The sequence below is a fragment of the Micromonospora sp. H61 genome, assembly GCF_018070325.1.
Lineage (GTDB): Bacteria > Actinomycetota > Actinomycetes > Mycobacteriales > Micromonosporaceae > Micromonospora > Micromonospora salmantinae.
Genome location: NZ_JAGPXY010000004.1, coordinates 1 through 17044 on the forward strand (window position 1 = coordinate 1; position 17044 = coordinate 17044).

The window sequence follows — 17044 nt, forward strand, 5'->3', positions numbered from 1 at the left end:
GGCCGGCCCGCGCCCCGCGCCCCGCGCCCCGCGCCCCGCGCCCCGCGCCCCGCGCCCCGCCGATCTTGCAGTTTCGGTTGCCTATACGAGTGGAATGGTCCCTATGTCGGGGCAGAAAGTGCAAGATCGCGGCACGCGGGCGGGCTTTTATCGCCCACCACAACTCCATGATCGACGAGGTGACGCGGGGTTGATGGACAACTACTCCACCTGACGCGATGGTGTTGCTGTCAGAATGCCCGGGTGATCGTCAGACTTGCCGAAGAGCGGGACTTCAACGGCTTCCTTGGTCTGGCGGCCGAGGTCGAGTGCTGGTTCGGCCCGATGGTCGAGGATCGTGGCTTCCATGACGCGGTGCGCAAGCACATTCGTCGGACCACAGCGATCGTTGCTTTCTCCTCCGGGTCCGATCTCCTGGGTGGGTTGTTGTTCACGGCGAAGGTTCCGACCCACCACGTCCACTGGCTTGTCGTTGCTGAGCAGTCACGGGGAAAGGGTGTTGGTCGTGCACTGATGACAGCAGCGATGCGCAGGTTTGTACCGGGCTCAGGTTCCGTCGAAGTGGTCACCTTTGGTGCCGATCACCCGGGCGCCTGCGTCAGCGGTGCACGTGCCTTCTACGAACGCCTTGGTTTCACCCCTGCCGAGGCCGTCGATCCCGGTCCGGAGGGCGGTTCCCGGCAGGTCTTTCGCCTGGCCGTCGCCTGATCCATCCGACGGCGGTCTAGACAACGAAGCTGTTCAGGAGGATCTGACCGGGGCCCGGAGGAGACGATGCGGGCACACCGAGGCGGGCCCTGGCTCAGCGCGGAGTGGTCTCCTGGCCGGCCAGGACAATCAGGTCGTCGGGGCGGGCCGACAGCGGCGCCGTCGCCCCGTCGAGCCACACGAGATAGCCCACCGGCGGACCTGACCGACCCCACCGGGCACCGATGATCGTGGCCGACCCCGCGTGGTGCGGCTGCCTGAGCAGGCGTACCCGGGTGCCCGGCGCGTGTCCGTCGTCGGCGACGATGAGCAGCGCGTCAAGGATCTGCCGGGCACCGCCAACGGGCAGCCCCGGAACGTACGGCTCGCCCGCGGACCCGAGACGCGGCGTCATCATCGTGCTCAACAGCGCGGTCTGCCGGATCGCCTCCTGGCGGACCTGCCCGTCCACGCTACGTTCGACAGTGGTCAGCGCCTGCTGGATGCGCGACCAGAGGGCCATCGGCTCCTGGTCGAGCAGCCGGCGGGCCTCGCGGTCGATGTCGGCGCAGGCCGTGTCGAGCGCGGTGTCCTCGCCGAGTTCCGCGATCCAGGCGAGGTCCCCGACCTCGGGCAGCAACCCTGGCGACTTGGCCACGATCACGATGTACAGCATCGCGAGCAGTTCCTCGCGGCCCTCGCCGTGATAGAGCGAGTCCACCCCGCTGCCGGTACGCCCACGGCTGGGCGGGAACCGCCCGACGAGGTGCTGCGCGCGACCATGCGGCAGGACCGCGGCCCGCCTGGTGTCCGCCACCCGCTCCTCGAACGACCGCCGCTCACGGCGTTCGACGAGCAGTTGGCGGTGCGGGTCGAACCCGATCGGATAGATCGTTCGCCCGTACCTGGAGAGGGTTTCGCCGGGCCGAAGGCCGACCGACTCGAGCTGCCGGGCGGCCTCCGAGTAGGCGACGCCAGCCCGGGCTGCATGTTCACGGATGGCGCGCTTGCGGGCGCGTCCCGGAGCTGGGGTCCGTCGGGGGGTGGAATCAGACATGACGCCTCCGGTGCAGCCCCACGCACTCCACCGAACAGGCGGCGTGACCGGCACGCCGGGAGTCGACGGATCGGCGCGGAGTCGGAGACTCTTGGCCCCAGGCATGTGGTCGGGCGTGGGCCACCACATCGGGCGCTGGCAGGCGCTCTGCCGTGGCCAGCATATCGTGACGCCGACCGTTGGAACCCGTGCCCTATACAGCTCGTCAGTCAAGGTACTCTTCGGACCAATTGGTGATCACTCACGCTTTCCATCCGTTGAAAGGTCAGCGCTTGACCGTGCTGTTTTCGCAGCGCAAGCGCACTGGGCTGTTCTTCATGTGCGAGGTCGAGGGGGGTGGCGGGTCACCGTGGCTCAGGAGTGGACCGACCGCGGCGTGCCCGCCTCAGCTGGTCGCCTAGCGGTGGATGGCTTGACGGCGGCGCGGTCACTCGTCGACGCCATCGACCCCAGCGGAGCGCGGCCCAGCGGTCGATGCAGCAGCCGGGCCCACGAATAGTCAGCTCTGACGGACTGCGGCACCCCTTGTCGTGTTTCAGGTGGTGGCGTACTGCGGGCGCCCGGCGGGTCGGTAGACCTGGAGCGTTATGCCCTTCGGGAAGACTTGCGAGTCGACCAGGTCCAGTGCGATGTCTGGGCCGGTGTCGGGGAACATGCGCATGCCTTGGCCGACGACCACCGGGACGATGAGCAGGTTCATCTCATCGACGAGGTCGTTTTCGAGCAGCCACCGGGTCAGGATGGCGCTGCCGTGCACCTGCAGCTCACCCGCCGGCTTGGCTTTCAGCTCGCGGATGGCCGCCGCGGGGTCACCGGAGAGGGTGATCGTGTTCGCCCATTGCGGGTCGGTGAGCGTGGTCGATGCGACGTATTTGGGCTTGGTGTTCAAGGCACCGACGATGGGGTTTTCCAGGTCTTCTCTCACGCCCCAGTAGCCGGCGAACAGTTCGTAGGTCCGCCGACCGAACAGGAACGCGTCAGCGCGCTGGTAGGTCTGGTCGACGAACGTCATGGCCTCGTTGTCGAAAAGCGGCCGGGCCCATCCGCCGCGCTCCATTCCAGGGTCGAGGATCGGATGCCGCCCGCCGTTTGCCTGCATCACGCCGTCGACAGACACCTGCGTGGTGGTCGTCAGTTTCATGATCGTGGTTCCCTTCTCGTTGGTTGGTCGTCCTTCGTGGGGTCGTCATTCGGCAGGGCCGGACCGCCCACGCCGAAGCCGCGGGTCATCGCGCCCGCTGCGCGAGATAGCAGCGGAAGACGAGGCCCAGGCGGATGGTCCCGTCGGCTCGTGATCGCGGCGCGAAGAAGGACCCCAGCGCCGCTTCCACGGCCGCGCGGCCGGAGTGGCGGACCGCCGCGCTGACTGGGCCGGCCGGCATCTGGGCGGCGATCGCCTCGTTCTGGTCGTTGAATTCGATGTCGAACGCGATGTCGGTCGACGTGACGGATGCGAACCCGGCGTCGAGCAGGGCGCTGCGAGCCGCGTCCGCGTCGGCGAGGTCGAGGGTGCTGCGGTCGGGCACTTCGTCGTGCGGAGCCAGTGGATTGATCAGTGCTGCGCTTTCGGCCTGTTCGGGACCGACGCCTACGGTTACGACGGCACAGCCTGCGGGGGCGGTCACGCGCGTGATCTCGGCGAGCGCGTGGCGGGGGTCGGCGGCGTAGAGCACCGAGTTGAACGCGGTGACGATATCGAAGCCGCTGTCGCTGAACGGTATGTGCTCCATGTCGTCGACGACGTAGCGGGCCGCCGGGCGTCGGCGGCGTGCGTACTCGACGAGTCCCGGGGCCGCGTCCAGCCCGACGACGTCAGCGCCGCGCTGGGCGGCAAGCTCCGCGAACAGGCCCGAGCCGCAGCCAACGTCGAGGAGCCGCGTGCCGGGGCGAAGGTGAAGGCGTTCGAGCACACGCATGTACAGCGGCCGGATGCGGCCCTCCGCGGTCTGCGCCCAGCCCTGCGGATCGCTGCTCCAGAGCCGGCCTTGGATGGTCGCGTTCACCGTGCGCTCGCACGGGCCGGACCCTGGCGTCGATCTTGGGGTGGTTGAGCGGGGCCCGGTCGGCGGTCGGGTGTCGGCGGCCCCGTCAAACAGAAGGTCATGAAGTCGAACATGGCCAAACCGTACGGCCGGATTCGCTCCGCGCTCTTGAACAAACCGGGCGTCCTTCTCGCGGCCGACCAACCCGCGCGCGACATACTGGTCACGTGACCAGCGACCCGTTCTCCGCCCCCGCCGCGGGCGGGCAGAGCTACGTCGAGCGCTCGCCCGCTCCGGCGTTGCGCGAGCTCGTCTCGTCGGTCTGGGTGCAGCAGGTCGGGCGCGACGCCGCGCCGTACGTCCACCGGCGCATCCCCAGCGGCGCTGTCGAACTCGTATGCAGGGTTGGCGCGGCCCCGCAGGTGATCGGCCCGCTTACCGAGCCGCTGGTCGAGGTACTTCAGCCGGGCACCACGATTCTCGGCGTGCGCTTCGTGCCAGGCGCCTTCCCGATGGTCGCGGGACAGCCCACGTCCGAGGTCGTCGGACTCACACTGGACGCCGAACAGCTGTGGGGCCGCTCTGCCGCCGCACTCGGCGACGTGGTCGGCACGGCGGCCTCGCTCCAGGAAGCGCTCGCCGCCGTGCAGCTCTACGTGCAGGAGCGCGCCAGCGCCGGCCAGCCCGCAGACTCGCTCGTGTCCGAGGCGGTGCGCGGTCTCATGCCGTGGCGCACGGTCGACGTGACGTCGCTGAGGGCGTCTCTGCACATCTCCGAGACGCAGCTGCGGCGCCGCTGCCGGACGGCGATCGGGCTCGCGCCGAAGTCGCTGCACCGGATACTGCGCTTTCAGGGCTTCCTCGCGCTCGTCCAGCAGGCGATCGCCCAGGGCCTCGCGGCGACGGACGACGGGCTCGGGCTGCTCGCCCTCCGCGCCGGCTACGCCGACCAGCCTCACCTCACACGCGAGTGCGTCCAGCTCACCGGCGTCTCGCCGCACGTGTTCATCGCCGAGACACAACAGACCTGCGCCTCCGGGCACGATCACTCGGCGTCGTTCGCGCCCGTGCTGCGCGCCGAGACCGAAACACGACCCACCCGGGCATAGCGCAGCGCCCGTCGGTGTGGATGTGCATGCCTCCTCGGCGGCTCCGATGTCAGCCCGTGTCGGCCCGTGTCGGTGGCGTGTCGGGGCGGTGTCAGCGGGCCCGCACAGACTGGGCGCATGACAGCTGACCTGGTGATCGAGGCTGAGGGCCTCGTGAAGACGTTTGGGAAGACGAGGGCGCTTCAAGGCGTGGACCTCGCCGTGCCCCGCGGGACGGTGCTCGGGGTGCTCGGCCCCAACGGCGCCGGCAAGACCACCGCCGTGCGCATCCTCTCCACACTGCTCACCCCGGACGGCGGGACCGCCCGGATCAGCGGTTTCGACGTGGTACGGGACGCCGAACGCGTTCGGCAGAGTATCGGCCTCACCGGCCAGTACGCCTCGGTCGACGAGGACCTGACCGGGCGGCAGAACCTGGAGCTGTTCGGCACCCTGCTGGAACTGGGGCGCGCCGGCGCCCGGCGACGGGCCGCCGAGCTGCTCGACTGGTTCGACCTGACCGATGCGGCGAACCGTCAGGCCAAGACCTACTCCGGGGGCATGCGGCGACGGCTGGACCTGGCCGCCAGCCTGGTCGGCTCCCCCGACGTGATCTTCCTGGACGAGCCGACGACCGGGCTCGACCCGGCCAAGCGCGAGGACATGTGGGACGTGGTCCGAACGCTTGTCAACAACGGTTCGACGGTGCTGCTGACCACCCAGTACCTGGAGGAGGCCGACGCGCTCGCCGACGCGATCACGGTGATCGACCACGGCCGGGTCATCGCACACGACACCCCCGAAGGGCTCAAGCGGGTGGTCGGCGGGCAGACCCTGGAGGTCCGGCCGTCCGATCCGGCTCAGCTGCCCCGCACCGCGGAGATCCTGACCCAGGTCGGCTCCGGCGCGCAGGCCGACGAGATCCGCAAGGGCGTGCTCGCGGTGCCGGTCACCGACGACGCGGCCCTGACCGAGAGCGTCGCGCGGTTCGCCACGGCCGGCATCGCGGTCACCGAACTCTCCCTGCACCTGCCGAGCCTCGACGAGGTGTTCTTCACCCTCACCGGGCGTACGGCATCAGAAGACGACACCACCCGCCCCACGGAGGTCGCGGCATGAGCACTCTGACCGACACCGCGCCCACGAGAAGCCGGGCGCTCTCGACAACCGCGCCGAATCCTCGGCCGTTCCGGCTGGTGCGGCACTCGTTGGCGCTCGCCAAGCGCAGCCTCATCAAGACCTGGCGTACGCCCGAGGCGCTCATCGACGTCACCCTGCAACCGGTGCTGTTCCTCATCATCTTCGTGTACGTCTTCGGCGGCGCCGTCGCCGGATCGACCCACGACTACCTTCAGTTCCTGCTCCCCGGCATTCTGGCGCAGACGATCGCGACCGGTGCCATCGCGATCGGCGTCAACCTCAACACCGACATCGCCAAGGGCATCTTCGACAGGTTCCGGTCATTGCCGATCCCCCGCTCCGCACCTCTGGTCGGCGCGGTCCTCGGCGATGTCGTCCGGTACGTCATCGTCACCGTGTCGACCCTCGCGATCGGCTACGTGATGGGTTTCCGGATCGACACCGACCTGTTCCGGGCGATCGCCGGGTGTCTGCTCGCTGTGCTGTTCGCGCTCTGCCTGAGCTGGCTGCCGGTGCTGGTGTCGATGAAGGTGCGGACCGCGGGCGCCGTGCAGGGGGTGATGTTCGCGTTGATCATGCCGCTGAGCTTCGCGTCCAACGTGTTCGTCGGCGCCGACACCCTGCCGGGCTGGATGCAGGCGTTCGTGGACGTCAACCCGATGACCCACCTGGTGGCGTCGGTACGCGGGCTGTTCCTCGGCACCCCGCTGGGCAACCACGTGTGGTGGACGCTCGCCTGGTGCGCCGGCTTCGTTGCGGTGTTCATGCCACTGGCGCTGCGGGCGTACCGCAAGAAGATCTGACCTACGCGAGCAGGTCGTCCATCAGCTCGCGGATCCGGCTGACGGCCGCGGCGGGTGGCCGCTCGCGCCACGCGGCCAGCAACGGCTCACGCTGCTCCTCGTTCCCGAGGATGGCGTTGAGCCGTTCGCCGTTTTCAAAGGGGAAGAACATCTCGATCTGGGTGCCGATCCGCTTCGCGAGTACGGCCAGTTCGCGGGCGGCCTCGACGTCACCCCGGTACGCCGCGAACTCCGCGCCGCCCGACGCCCACGCCCCGATCACCGGCAGGTCCCGTGAGGTCAGCGCGTCCTCGCGGGCGAGCGACAGCATCGCGGCGGCCTGGATGGTGGCGTCGGTGCCCGACACCCGCCCAACCTGGGCCACCCGCAGGTAGATGATCGCCGCCGTGGCTCGGAGCATCACGCGCGGCTGTGGCTGCGGCCCGACCCAGCCGGCGAGGACGCGCGTCACCTCGTCGGCGTGGGCGAGCGCCTCGTCGTACCGCTCACGCTGCCAGGCGAGGTGCGCCAGGCCGAGCAGCGCCTGCGCGGCGTCGATCTGCTCGGCCTGGCCCAGGGCGGCCGTCTCGCCCAGTCGCCGCTCCGCCTCCGCGTCGCCGGTCAGGGCCAGTTGCACGTCCAGCCGTACCCGGATCGACCGGGCGTCCTGCGTGGCGCCGACCAACTCCATGTGCCGGACACTGCGGGTCAGCCACTCGGCCGACCGGGCGTCTCCGCCCGGGACCAGGAACTGCCCGACCGCACCCGCCGCCATCGCCATGCCCCAGTGGTCGCCGGCGGCCTCGAAGCGGTGGTAAGCCTGCTCGGCGTCGCTGATCGACGCTTCCGGCAGGCCGCCGTTCTCCCGTACCGCCGCGCGCGCGAAGAGCCCCAGCCCCTGCACGTACGGGTCTGGGTGCGCGACCATCTCGGTCGCGCTCTTCAGGCTCTGCTCCACGTCGGCGGCGTCGAAGCCGGGCAGTGCCGACGCGATAGCGGTCAGCCGGGACGACACCTCGGCGGGACGTTCGGTCAGGAGCGTCCGCAGCGCCCGCCGGGCGAGCACGGCGGGCCGCAGGTCGGCGCTGACGCCGGCGTTCACGCTGATCACCACGCACGTCCAGGCCAGCCGTTCGGCGTTGGGAAGTGGCCGGCCGCTGGCCGCGCCGCGCAGGATCGTCGACCGCAGCCGCCGCTGCGGGTCGTCGATGTGCAGCAGCCCGCGCGCCCAGGCGAGGACCTCCAGGTGCAGGCCCCGCACCGACCAGAGGTGGAACAGGGCGGTGGCAACGTCGACGGCGGCGGGCTCGTCGTCCGCTGCCATTGCCCATCGCAGGCCCGCGACCAGGTTGTCCTGCTCGGCGGCGCAACGGTGCAGCGCCTCGACCTGGCCGGGGCCGATGAAGTGGGCGGCCAGCACGACGGCCTGCTTCCGCGCCCACCTGACCAGGCCGGCCATGGCCTGGTCCCGGGCGCCGGCCGCGTCCAGCCGGGCCTCGCCGTACTCACGGACCGTTTCGAGCATGCGGTAGCGCGGCGGGCCGTCCCCCTCGACCAGGGACAACAGGGATTGTTCGACGAGGGTCGCCAGGCCGCGACGCACGTCCGAGGCCTGCGCGACGGCGGCGGCGAGGTCCGCTGTAAACGGCGCGGGAATGACCGCGACCCGCTGGAGCAGGTCCCGGTCGGCCTCGGCGAGCAGTTCCCTGCTCCAGTCGACAAGCGCCCACAGGCTCGCGTGCCGCTCAGGCAGGCCGCGCAGGGCGTCGTCGAGCAGCGCGAACCGGTCGGTCAGCCCGGCGAGTACGTCGTCGATCGGCATGTGCCGCAGTCGCGCGGCGGCCAGTTCGAGCGCCAACGGCAGGTTGTCGAGTCGGTGGCACAGGGCGAGCGCCCGCTCGGTGTCCCAGGTCGGCACGGCGCCACCGGCTTGTGCCCGGGACTCGACCAGCGCGAGCGCGTCGGCGTCCGGCAACGCGGTCAGCCGGTGCACCAGCTCGCCGACCAGGCCCAGTGGGGCGCGGCTCGTCGCGAGCACCGCGACCTCCGGCGAGGCCGCCGCGACCAGGTCCGCGACGACGACGGCCACCGCGTCGAGCACGTGCTCGCAGTTGTCCAGCACCACCAGACCGTCGAGGTCCGGCGCCACGGCCCGCAGCCGCTCCTCGGGGCTGAGGACCCGCCGTTCCAGACCCAGGTTGCCTCCGGTCGCCGTGGTGTCCGCGCCGCCGAGCGCCCCGAGCACAGTGGGCAGCACCTCGTCGGGCGAGCGCAGGCCAGCGAGTTCGATCACGCGTACCGCCCGCCCACCCGCTGCCGTACGCCTGGCCACCTCGGCGGCGAGCCGGGTCTTGCCCGCCCCGCCGGTCGCCACGATCGTCACGACGGGTGTCTCGGCGAGCGCGTCGGTGACGGCCTTGACGTCCCGCTCCCGCCCGACGAGGGCGGCCATGGGGCGGCGCCACGCGGCGGGCAGCGTGATCCGCGCCTGTTGCCGGGGCGGCGCCGCGACGGGCGGTGCGGTGAGTTCACCGCGCAGCAACGCCAGGTGGACGCTCGTGATCACGGGCGACGGGTCGGTGCCGTAGCGCTCGGCCAGCTCGGCGCGCAGCCGCTCGACCACCTCCAGCGCCTCCGCCTCCCGTCCCTGCGCGGCGAGCACCCGGACGAGCAGGGCGGCGGACGGCTCGTCCGGCGGTGTCTTCGCGACGAGTCGGCCCAGGTCGACCTCGTCGAACGGGCCCACGCCGGCGAGTGCCGCCTGCGCGCGCAGCGCGGCGACCTCCGCGAACAGGCGGCTGTCCTCGGCGCTGACCAGCTCCGGCACCTCGGGGAACAGGGCCCGCGCCTGATCGGCCAGGCCGCGGGCGGCATTGACGTCACCGCATCGGAGCGTGGCGCCTGCCTGGTCGACGAGCGCGCGCGCCTCGACCGCGTCGACGGTGATCTCCTCGGCGGGCAGCCGGTATCCGCCCGGCACCGCGACCACGGGCAGCCCGAGACGGCGTACCCGGGACACGAGGGCCTGGACGGCGCCGGTCGCGTCGTCGGGTGGCGCGCCGTCCCAGACGGCGTCCACGAGCAGGCTCACGGAGACCGCCCGGCCCCGCGCGTCGACGAGCGCGCGGAGCACCGCCGCGAGCCGTTCACCCCGAACGGGCTGGCCGTCGACGGCGAGTGGGCCGAGGGTCGCGATCTGCACGGACCCAGCATCCCCCACGCGCGCACGGGCCCGACGACCACCGGTCCGCTAGGCCGGTCGCCGCCCCGTGACCGGCTTGACAGGCCGTCATCTGGTTAGGTTAGCCTAACCTCATGCAGAGCGAGTTGGCGTCGGTCAACGGGGAGCGCAGCCTGTCCGGCGTCGACCTCCGTCTGGGCTATCACGGTGTGCCGGTGGTGCACGGTGCCGAGATCAACCTCCGCGCGGGCGCCGTCACCGCACTGGTGGGGCCCAACGGCAGCGGCAAGTCCACACTGCTGCGGGCCCTGGCCCGGCTGCATCCGATCGAGGCCGGAATCGTGCACCTCGCCGACGGCGTCACGGCCGCCAGCCTCGCGGCCCGGGATTTCGCCCGGCGGGTCACCCTGCTCGCCCAGAGCCGGCCGGTGCCCAGCGGCGTCACCGTCCACGACGTCGTCGGCTACGGCCGCCACCCCTACCGGGGGCGCTGGCGCACCGAGGACCCGGACGGTCCCGCCGCCATCGCACGCGCCATGGACGTCACCGGCGTCGCCACGATGGCCGACCGTCCCGTCGACGAACTCTCCGGAGGCGAGTTGCAGCGGGTCTGGTTGGCCACCTGCCTCGCCCAGGACACCCCGGTTCTACTCCTCGACGAACCCACCACATTCCTCGACCTGCGCTACCAGGTGGAGATCCTCGACCTGGTCCGTGACCTCGCGGACGATCACGGCGTCGCCGTCGGCGTCGTGCTGCACGACCTCAACCAGGCAGCCGCCGTGGCGGACGAGGTGGTCCTGTTGCAGCAGGGCCGGGTCCGCGCCACCGGCACCCCGGCAACGGTGTTCACCGAGAACGCCCTCACCGAGACCTACGGGATCCGCATCGAGGTGACCACCGATCCGGTCAGTGGACTGGTCACCACCCGCCCGGTCGGGCGGCACCAGATCCGCGCCCTGGTCTGAGCACCCCCATCCACAGCAGAGAAAGACCGTCATGACCCGTACCCGTTTCACCGCCCTCATCGCCGTCGTGGCCGCGCTGACGCTCGGCGCCTGCGGCACCACCGAGAACGCCGCAGCCCCCGACACCTCCGCCTCGGCGTCCGGCGGCCCGGTCACCGTCACCGACAGCAGGGGCAAGGAGATCACCCTCAAGGCGCCGGCGACCAAGGTCGTCGGGCTTGAGTGGGGCGAGGTCGAGCTGCTGGTCAGCCTGGGCGTCATGCCCGTCGGTGTCGCCGACCCCAAGGGCTACGGCACCTGGGTCACCTCCGCGAAGCTCGACCCGGGCGTCAAGGACGTCGGGGTCCGCGGGGAGCCCAGCGTCGACGCGATCGTCGCCCTCCAGCCCGACCTCGTCGTGATGGAGGACGACCGGGGCGCCACCATCGTCAGTCAGCTGGAGAAGTTCGTACCAGTGGTGGTCGCCAAGGGCAGTGACGCCACCGACAACCTCGGCCGGATGCGCACCGACCTCAACATGATCGCGAAGGCGGTCGGCAAGACCACCGAGGCGGAGAAGCTGCTCGCCGACTTCGACGCGGCCATCGCCGACGGCAAGAAGAAGATCGCCGACGCGGGTGCCGCCGGCCGACCGTTCGCCATCGCCGACGGCTGGAAGGAGGGCAGCACCGTCAGCATCCGGATGTTCGGCACTGGCGCGCTGGTCTCCCAGATCGGCATCCAACTCGGCCTCACCAACGCCTGGACCGGCAAGACCGATGAGGTGTGGGGCCTGGGCCAGACCGACGTCGAGGGCATGACGGTCCTCAAGGACCCGAACACGCACCTCTTCTACAACGCCTCCGACGGCGACGACGTGTTCGCCGACGGTCTCGCCGGCAACGCCATCTGGAAGTCGCTGCCCTTCGTGCAGAAGGGCAACCTGCACAAGATGCCCAACGGCATCTGGACCTTCGGCGGTCCGCTCTCCGGTAAGCAGTACATCGACGAACTCGTCAAGACGTACACGGTGTGAGCGTGCTGAACGCACCCCCGCGCCCGGAGCCGGCCACCCGGCCGGCTCCGGGCGGAAGCCCGGCCGTGCCCCGCATCGCCGTCGTCTTCGTCGCCGCGATCCTGCTGCTGCTCGTGGTCGGCGCGGTGCACCTCACCCAGGGCACCTCGAACGTCGGCGCCCTCGACCTGCTGCGGCTCGCGACCGGCGCCGACGACGAGGCAGCCCGCGTCCTGATCGCGTCCCGGCTGCCCCGGCTGCTCGCCGGGCTCGCCATCGGCGTGGCGCTCGGGTTCGCCGGGGCGGCGTTGCAGTCGATCGCCCGCAACCCGCTCGCCTCCCCCGACACCCTCGCTGTCAACGCGGGCGCCCACCTGGCGATCGTCGCCGTCGCCGCGTTCGGCGTGTCGCTGCCCGCGCTGCCGGCCGGCGGCCTCGCCTTCTGCGGCGGACTGGCCGCCGCCGGCCTGGTGATGGCGATGTCCTCCGGTGGGCAGGCCGGCACCACCCGGCTGATCCTCGCCGGCTCGGCGACCGCGCTGGCGCTCGGGTCGGTGACCACACTGCTGCTGCTCCTGTTCGAGCAGGCCACCATCGGGCTGTTCGCCTGGGGGAACGGCTCGCTGGTGCAGAGCGACCTGACCGCGCTGACCCAACTCGCTCCGGTGATCGTCGGCGCCGCCATCGTGCTCGTGCTGCTCGGGCACCGCCTCGACATCCTCGCCCTCGGCGACGACACCGCCACGGTGCTCGGCCTCGACGTGCGGCGCACCCGGCTCACCGTCATGGTGCTGGCCGTGCTGCTCTCCGCCGCGGCAGTCACCCTCACCGGCCCGGTCGGCTTCGTCGGCCTGTGCGCACCGGTGATCGTCCGGCTGCTCGCCCCGGTGGTGCCGGGGGTGCACCGGCACCGCGTCCTGCTGCCGTTGTCCGGCATCGCCGGGGTCATCATCGTGCTCGGCTCCGACGTGCTGCTGCGGGCCGTGATGGGCGGGCAGGCCGGTGTCGACATCCCCACCGGAGTGGTCACCACCCTGTTCGGCGCGGCGATCCTCATCTGGCTGGCCCGCCGGCACCGCGACGCCGGCCCCACCCGTCGTCCGCCCGGCGGGCACGCCGCCGTCCGCTCCGCCGCCTTCCACCGCGGCGTCGTCGCCGTCACCGCCGTCCTGACCGTCTGCGCCGTGGCGGTCGGCATGCTCGCCGGTGACACCTGGGTGCTGCTGGGCGACGTCGTCAACTGGGTCAACGGCACCACCGGGCCCGCGTACACCTTTGTGCTGGACCAGCGGTGGCCGCGCGTCGCCGCGGCGGTCCTGGCCGGCGCGGCGCTCGCGGTCGCCGGCACCACAGTGCAGGCGGTCTGCCGCAATCCGCTGGCCGAACCCGGCATCCTCGGCATCACCGCCGGCGCCGGGCTCGGCGCGGTCTCCCTGCTCACCTTCGTGCCGCTGGCCGGGGTGTGGGCCGTCTCCGGCGTCGCCGGGCTCGGCGCGATGCTGGCGTTCGCCCTGGTCTACGGCCTGGCCTGGCGCGGCGGACTGAGCTCCGACCGACTGGTGCTGATCGGTTTCGGCGCCTGGCAGGGCGGCATGGCGGTCATCACCTACCTGGTCGTGGCCTTCGACCCGTGGAACACCGGGAAGGCGTTGACCTGGCTGTCCGGCTCCACCTACGGTCGGATGCCCACCCAGGTGCTGCCGGTGCTGATCGCCCTGCTGGTGCTCACTCCGGCCGTGGTCGCCGCCCGCCGGGAGCTCGACCTGATGGCGCTGGACGACGACACCCCCCGGGTGCTGGGCGTCCGGCTGGAACGCACCCGGTTGATCGCGCTCGGCGCGGCGGCGCTGCTCACCTCCACCGCCGTCTCGGCCGTCGGGGTCATCGGTTTCGTCGGTCTGGTCGCCCCGCACGCCGCGCGGGCGCTCGTCGGCGGCCGGCACTCCCGGGTACTTCCGGTGGCCGCCCTGCTCGGCGCTGCGCTGGTCAGCATCGCCGACACCTTCGGTCGGACGGTCATCGCGCCGGCCCAGATCCCCGCCGGCCTGGTCACCGCCATGATCGGCACCCCGTACTTCGTCTGGCTGCTGTGGCGCTCCCGCGCCGTGGCGAGCACCACCCGGTAGCGCCGCCCGAGTCGAGAGAGGCACCATGACCGAGACCCTGCCCATCGCCCCGTGGCGCGTGTTCGCCGTCACCGTCCGGGCGGTACGCCGCCTGAGCCCGTCCTTCACCCGGGTGACCTTCACCGGGGCGAACCTGGACCGCTTCGCCGACAACGGCTACGACCAGCGGATCAAGCTGGTGCTGCCGCTGCCCGGTCAGGACCGGGCGACCCTGCCGGACGGCGCGGACTGGTACGCGACGTGGCGGGCCCTGCCCGAGCACCTGCGCAACCCGATACGCACCTACACGGTGCGGGCGGTCCGCCCCCACCTGGCCGAGGTGGACGTCGACCTGGTGCTGCACGGCGACAGTGGCCCGGCGACGCGCTGGGCTCGGCGGGCCAGCGTCGGCGACGAGATCGCCCTGGTCGGGCCGGATGCCGGCTTCGACGGCAACCACGGCGGAGTCGAGTTTCGACAGCCCACCGGCGGCACGCTGTTACTGGCCGGGGACGAGACCGCCGTGCCGGCGATCAGCAGCATCTGCGAGCGGCTCCCCCTCGACGCCCGGGGCACTGTCGTGCTGGAGGTGCCCGACGCCGCCGACGTGCTGCCGCTGCTCGCGCCGCCTGGCGTCGAGGTTCGCTGGCTGGCCCGGGGCGCCGACGGGTACGGCAGCCGGCTGGTGCCCGCCGTCGTCGCGGCGGCCGGAGATCTGCTGGCCCCCGGCGTGTCGACGGCCGCCCAGCCCGTGCCGGACGTCGACGTGGACACCGAGATCCTGTGGGAGGTGCCCGAGCAGGTGGCCTCGGCGCCGCTCTACGCGTGGCTGGCCGGGGAGGCCGGTGTCATCCGTAACCTGCGCCGGCACCTGGTCGCCGAGCGGGGTCTGGACCGGCGGGCGGTGGCCTTCATGGGCTACTGGCGTCTCGGCCACGCCGACGCCGACTGACAGCGCCGCGAGGCGCACCACGCCGGGAGGCCGCGAGGTGCGTCGGAGGCCGTGAGGCGCGTACCGTTTCGGGTCGGACTTGGGGCGGGTCGGCTGGAGCCGGCACGGGATACGGGACGAGACAACGACGCATGACGGTGGACAACATTACCGAAAACGGTCAAGAGGGTATTGACCGAAGCCGGCTGGAGGCCTGCCTCAGCGTCTTCGAGGCGTTGGAGGCGCTGCCCTCCGACCACCCCGACGTGGTGCAGGTGCAGCGGGCCACCGCCCGGCTCTACAAGGTGATCAAGCAGCGGCGGCGGGAGGAGCGGCGGGACGCCATCCTCGCCGCCGACCGCGCGGTGACGGAGGCCACCGCCACCGGCGCTCCGGGGCGGATCGACGACGAGACGCAGGGCATTCCGCTCGCGTCCTCCGTCGCGGGCGAGACGGCGGGCTTCCTGCACAATCCGCGCGGCTGCTACGTCTGCAAGCAGCGCTACCGCGAGGTGGACGCCTTCTACCACCAGCTCTGCCCGTCCTGCGCCGCGCTGAACCGGGAGCGCCGCGACGCCCGCACCGACCTGACCGGCCGGCGTGCGCTGCTCACCGGCGGCCGGGCCAAGATCGGCATGTACATCGCGCTGCGCCTGCTGCGCGACGGCGCGCACACGACGGTGACGACGCGGTTCCCGCACGACGCGGTTCGCCGCTTCGCCGCGATGCCCGACAGCGCGGACTGGCTGCACCGGCTGCGGATCGTCGGGATCGACCTGCGCGATCCCGCCCAGGTGATCGCCCTCGCCGACGACGTCAGCAGCCAGGGCCCCCTCGACATTCTGATCAACAACGCGGCGCAGACCGTCCGCCGGTCCCCCGGGGCGTACGCGCAGCTCATCGCCGCCGAGGCCGCGGCCCTGCCGGACGGCCCGCTGCCGGAGCTGATCACCTTCGCCAAGCCGGACGGCCAGGGCGGCCCGGTGGGCAGCCTGACTGCCGGGCCGCAGTCGACGGCGCTCACCCCGCACGCGCTCACCGCGCTGGCACTGACCAGCGGCTCGGCCTCGCCGGAACGGATCGCGGCGTCCACGGCCATCGACGCCGGCGGTCTCGTGCCCGACCTCGACTCGGTAAACAGCTGGGTCCAGCGGGTGCAGGAGGTGGACCCGGTCGAGCTGCTCGAAGTGCAGCTGTGCAACGTCACCGCGCCGTTCGTGCTGGTCAGCCGACTGCGGCCGGTGATGGCCGCCGCGTCGGCCCGCCGCAAGTACGTGGTGAACGTGTCGGCGATGGAGGGCCAGTTCGGCCGCGGTTACAAGGGGCCGGGGCACCCGCACACCAACATGGCCAAGGCGGCGCTGAACATGCTGACCCGCACCAGCGCCGAGGAGATGTTGACCGACGGCATCCTGATGACCAGCGTCGACACCGGCTGGATCACCGACGAACGCCCCCACCCGACGAAGATGCGGCTGGCCGACGAGGGCTTCCACGCCCCACTGGACCTGGTCGACGGGGCGGCCCGGGTGTACGACCCGATCGTCCGCGGCGAGCAGGGCGAGGACCTGTACGGCTGTTTCCTGAAGGACTACGCGCCCTGCGCCTGGTGATCGCCCCGCACGACGCACCATAGAGGAGAAGAACATGTCAGCTGACCGTGAACAGTGGCCGACGCTGGACGAGCTGCTGCGCGAGGAGAACGAGCTGGAGCTCGCGGGCCTGTCCGAGACCGACGCGTACGAGCTGGGGATGCTCGCCGTCACCGCCGCGACCGAGCAGCGGCTGCCGGTCTCGGTGGGCGTGTGGCGGGCCGGACGGCAGCTGTTCCACTGTGGCCTGCCGGGGTCGACGGCGGACAACGACGCGTGGCTGCGCCGCAAGGGGCGGGTGGTGATGCGCTTCGAGCACTCCTCGCTCTACATGGCCCGGCTGTGCCAGGACAAGCAGGTGACGCTGGCCGAGCGGTTCGGCCTGCCGGCCTCGCGGTACGCGGCGGCCGGGGGCGCGGTGCCGTTGCGCGTGCGCGGCACCGGTGTGGTGGGCTGGGTCGGTGTCTCCGGGCTGCCGCAGCTGGACGACCACCGTTTCGTGGTCGACATCCTCCGCAAGCTCCCCCGCTAGGGCGC

At 71.7% G+C, this 17044-nt stretch carries 14 protein-coding genes; 10 read left to right on the plus strand and 4 right to left on the minus strand.

The window, feature by feature from the left end:
• Positions 1-243: 243 nt before the first annotated feature.
• Positions 244-708, plus strand: a complete 465-nt coding sequence (locus KBX08_RS03875; protein WP_210781134.1) for a GNAT family N-acetyltransferase — start codon at positions 244-246, stop codon at positions 706-708.
• A gap of 94 nt (positions 709-802) precedes the next feature.
• On the opposite strand, the gene KBX08_RS03880 is transcribed toward KBX08_RS03875, so the two are convergent.
• From KBX08_RS03880 to KBX08_RS03890, 3 genes are all read right to left on the minus strand, one after another.
• Complete coding sequence (locus tag KBX08_RS03880; protein ID WP_210781135.1) at positions 803-1744, minus strand: hypothetical protein; 942 nt, start codon at positions 1742-1744, stop codon at positions 803-805.
• A 535-nt stretch (positions 1745-2279) separates the two neighbouring features.
• Positions 2280-2885, minus strand: a complete 606-nt coding sequence (locus KBX08_RS03885; RefSeq protein WP_210781136.1) for a dihydrofolate reductase family protein — start codon at positions 2883-2885, stop codon at positions 2280-2282.
• Between the two features lie 85 nt (positions 2886-2970).
• Entirely contained in the window at positions 2971-3747 is a 777-nt protein-coding gene (locus tag KBX08_RS03890; protein ID WP_210781137.1) for a class I SAM-dependent methyltransferase, read from the minus strand.
• 206 nt (positions 3748-3953) lie between these two features.
• Between KBX08_RS03890 and KBX08_RS34575 the strand changes: the two genes are divergently transcribed.
• The 3 genes from KBX08_RS34575 (at position 3954) to KBX08_RS03905 (ending at position 6757) form a co-directional block, all read left to right on the plus strand.
• Positions 3954-4835, plus strand: coding sequence for a helix-turn-helix domain-containing protein (locus KBX08_RS34575; RefSeq protein ID WP_210781138.1), 882 nt, complete (start codon positions 3954-3956; stop codon positions 4833-4835).
• A gap of 117 nt (positions 4836-4952) precedes the next feature.
• The gene (locus KBX08_RS03900) at positions 4953-5933 is read left to right on the plus strand and encodes an ATP-binding cassette domain-containing protein (RefSeq protein WP_210781139.1); all 981 of its coding nucleotides are present in this window, start codon (positions 4953-4955) and stop codon (positions 5931-5933) included.
• On the plus strand, positions 5930-6757 hold the full coding sequence (locus KBX08_RS03905; RefSeq protein WP_210781140.1) for an ABC transporter permease: 828 nt from the start codon (positions 5930-5932) through the stop codon (positions 6755-6757). Before KBX08_RS03900 ends, KBX08_RS03905 begins: the two co-directional genes overlap by 4 nt.
• 1 nt (position 6758) lies before the next feature.
• On the opposite strand, the gene KBX08_RS03910 is transcribed toward KBX08_RS03905, so the two are convergent.
• Positions 6759-9938, minus strand: a complete 3180-nt coding sequence (locus KBX08_RS03910; RefSeq protein ID WP_210781141.1) for a BTAD domain-containing putative transcriptional regulator — start codon at positions 9936-9938, stop codon at positions 6759-6761.
• 113 nt (positions 9939-10051) lie between these two features.
• Here KBX08_RS03910 and KBX08_RS03915 point away from each other — a divergent pair, with 113 nt between their 5' ends.
• From KBX08_RS03915 to KBX08_RS03940, 6 genes are all read left to right on the plus strand, one after another.
• A complete protein-coding gene (locus KBX08_RS03915) occupies positions 10052-10885 on the plus strand; it encodes an ABC transporter ATP-binding protein (protein ID WP_210781142.1) in 834 nt (277 codons plus the stop codon).
• Between the two features lie 31 nt (positions 10886-10916).
• A complete protein-coding gene (locus KBX08_RS03920) occupies positions 10917-11900 on the plus strand; it encodes an ABC transporter substrate-binding protein (RefSeq protein WP_210781143.1) in 984 nt (327 codons plus the stop codon).
• Positions 11901-11905: 5 nt separating this feature from the next.
• On the plus strand, positions 11906-14005 hold the full coding sequence (locus tag KBX08_RS03925; RefSeq protein WP_210781282.1) for an iron ABC transporter permease: 2100 nt from the start codon (positions 11906-11908) through the stop codon (positions 14003-14005).
• 25 nt (positions 14006-14030) lie between these two features.
• A complete protein-coding gene (locus KBX08_RS03930; protein WP_210781144.1) occupies positions 14031-14936 on the plus strand; it encodes a siderophore-interacting protein in 906 nt (301 codons plus the stop codon).
• 131 nt (positions 14937-15067) lie between these two features.
• Positions 15068-16528, plus strand: a complete 1461-nt coding sequence (locus KBX08_RS03935; protein WP_091406888.1) for an SDR family oxidoreductase — start codon at positions 15068-15070, stop codon at positions 16526-16528.
• A 34-nt stretch (positions 16529-16562) separates the two neighbouring features.
• A complete protein-coding gene (locus tag KBX08_RS03940; protein ID WP_210781145.1) occupies positions 16563-17039 on the plus strand; it encodes a heme-degrading domain-containing protein in 477 nt (158 codons plus the stop codon).
• Positions 17040-17044 lie beyond the last annotated feature (5 nt).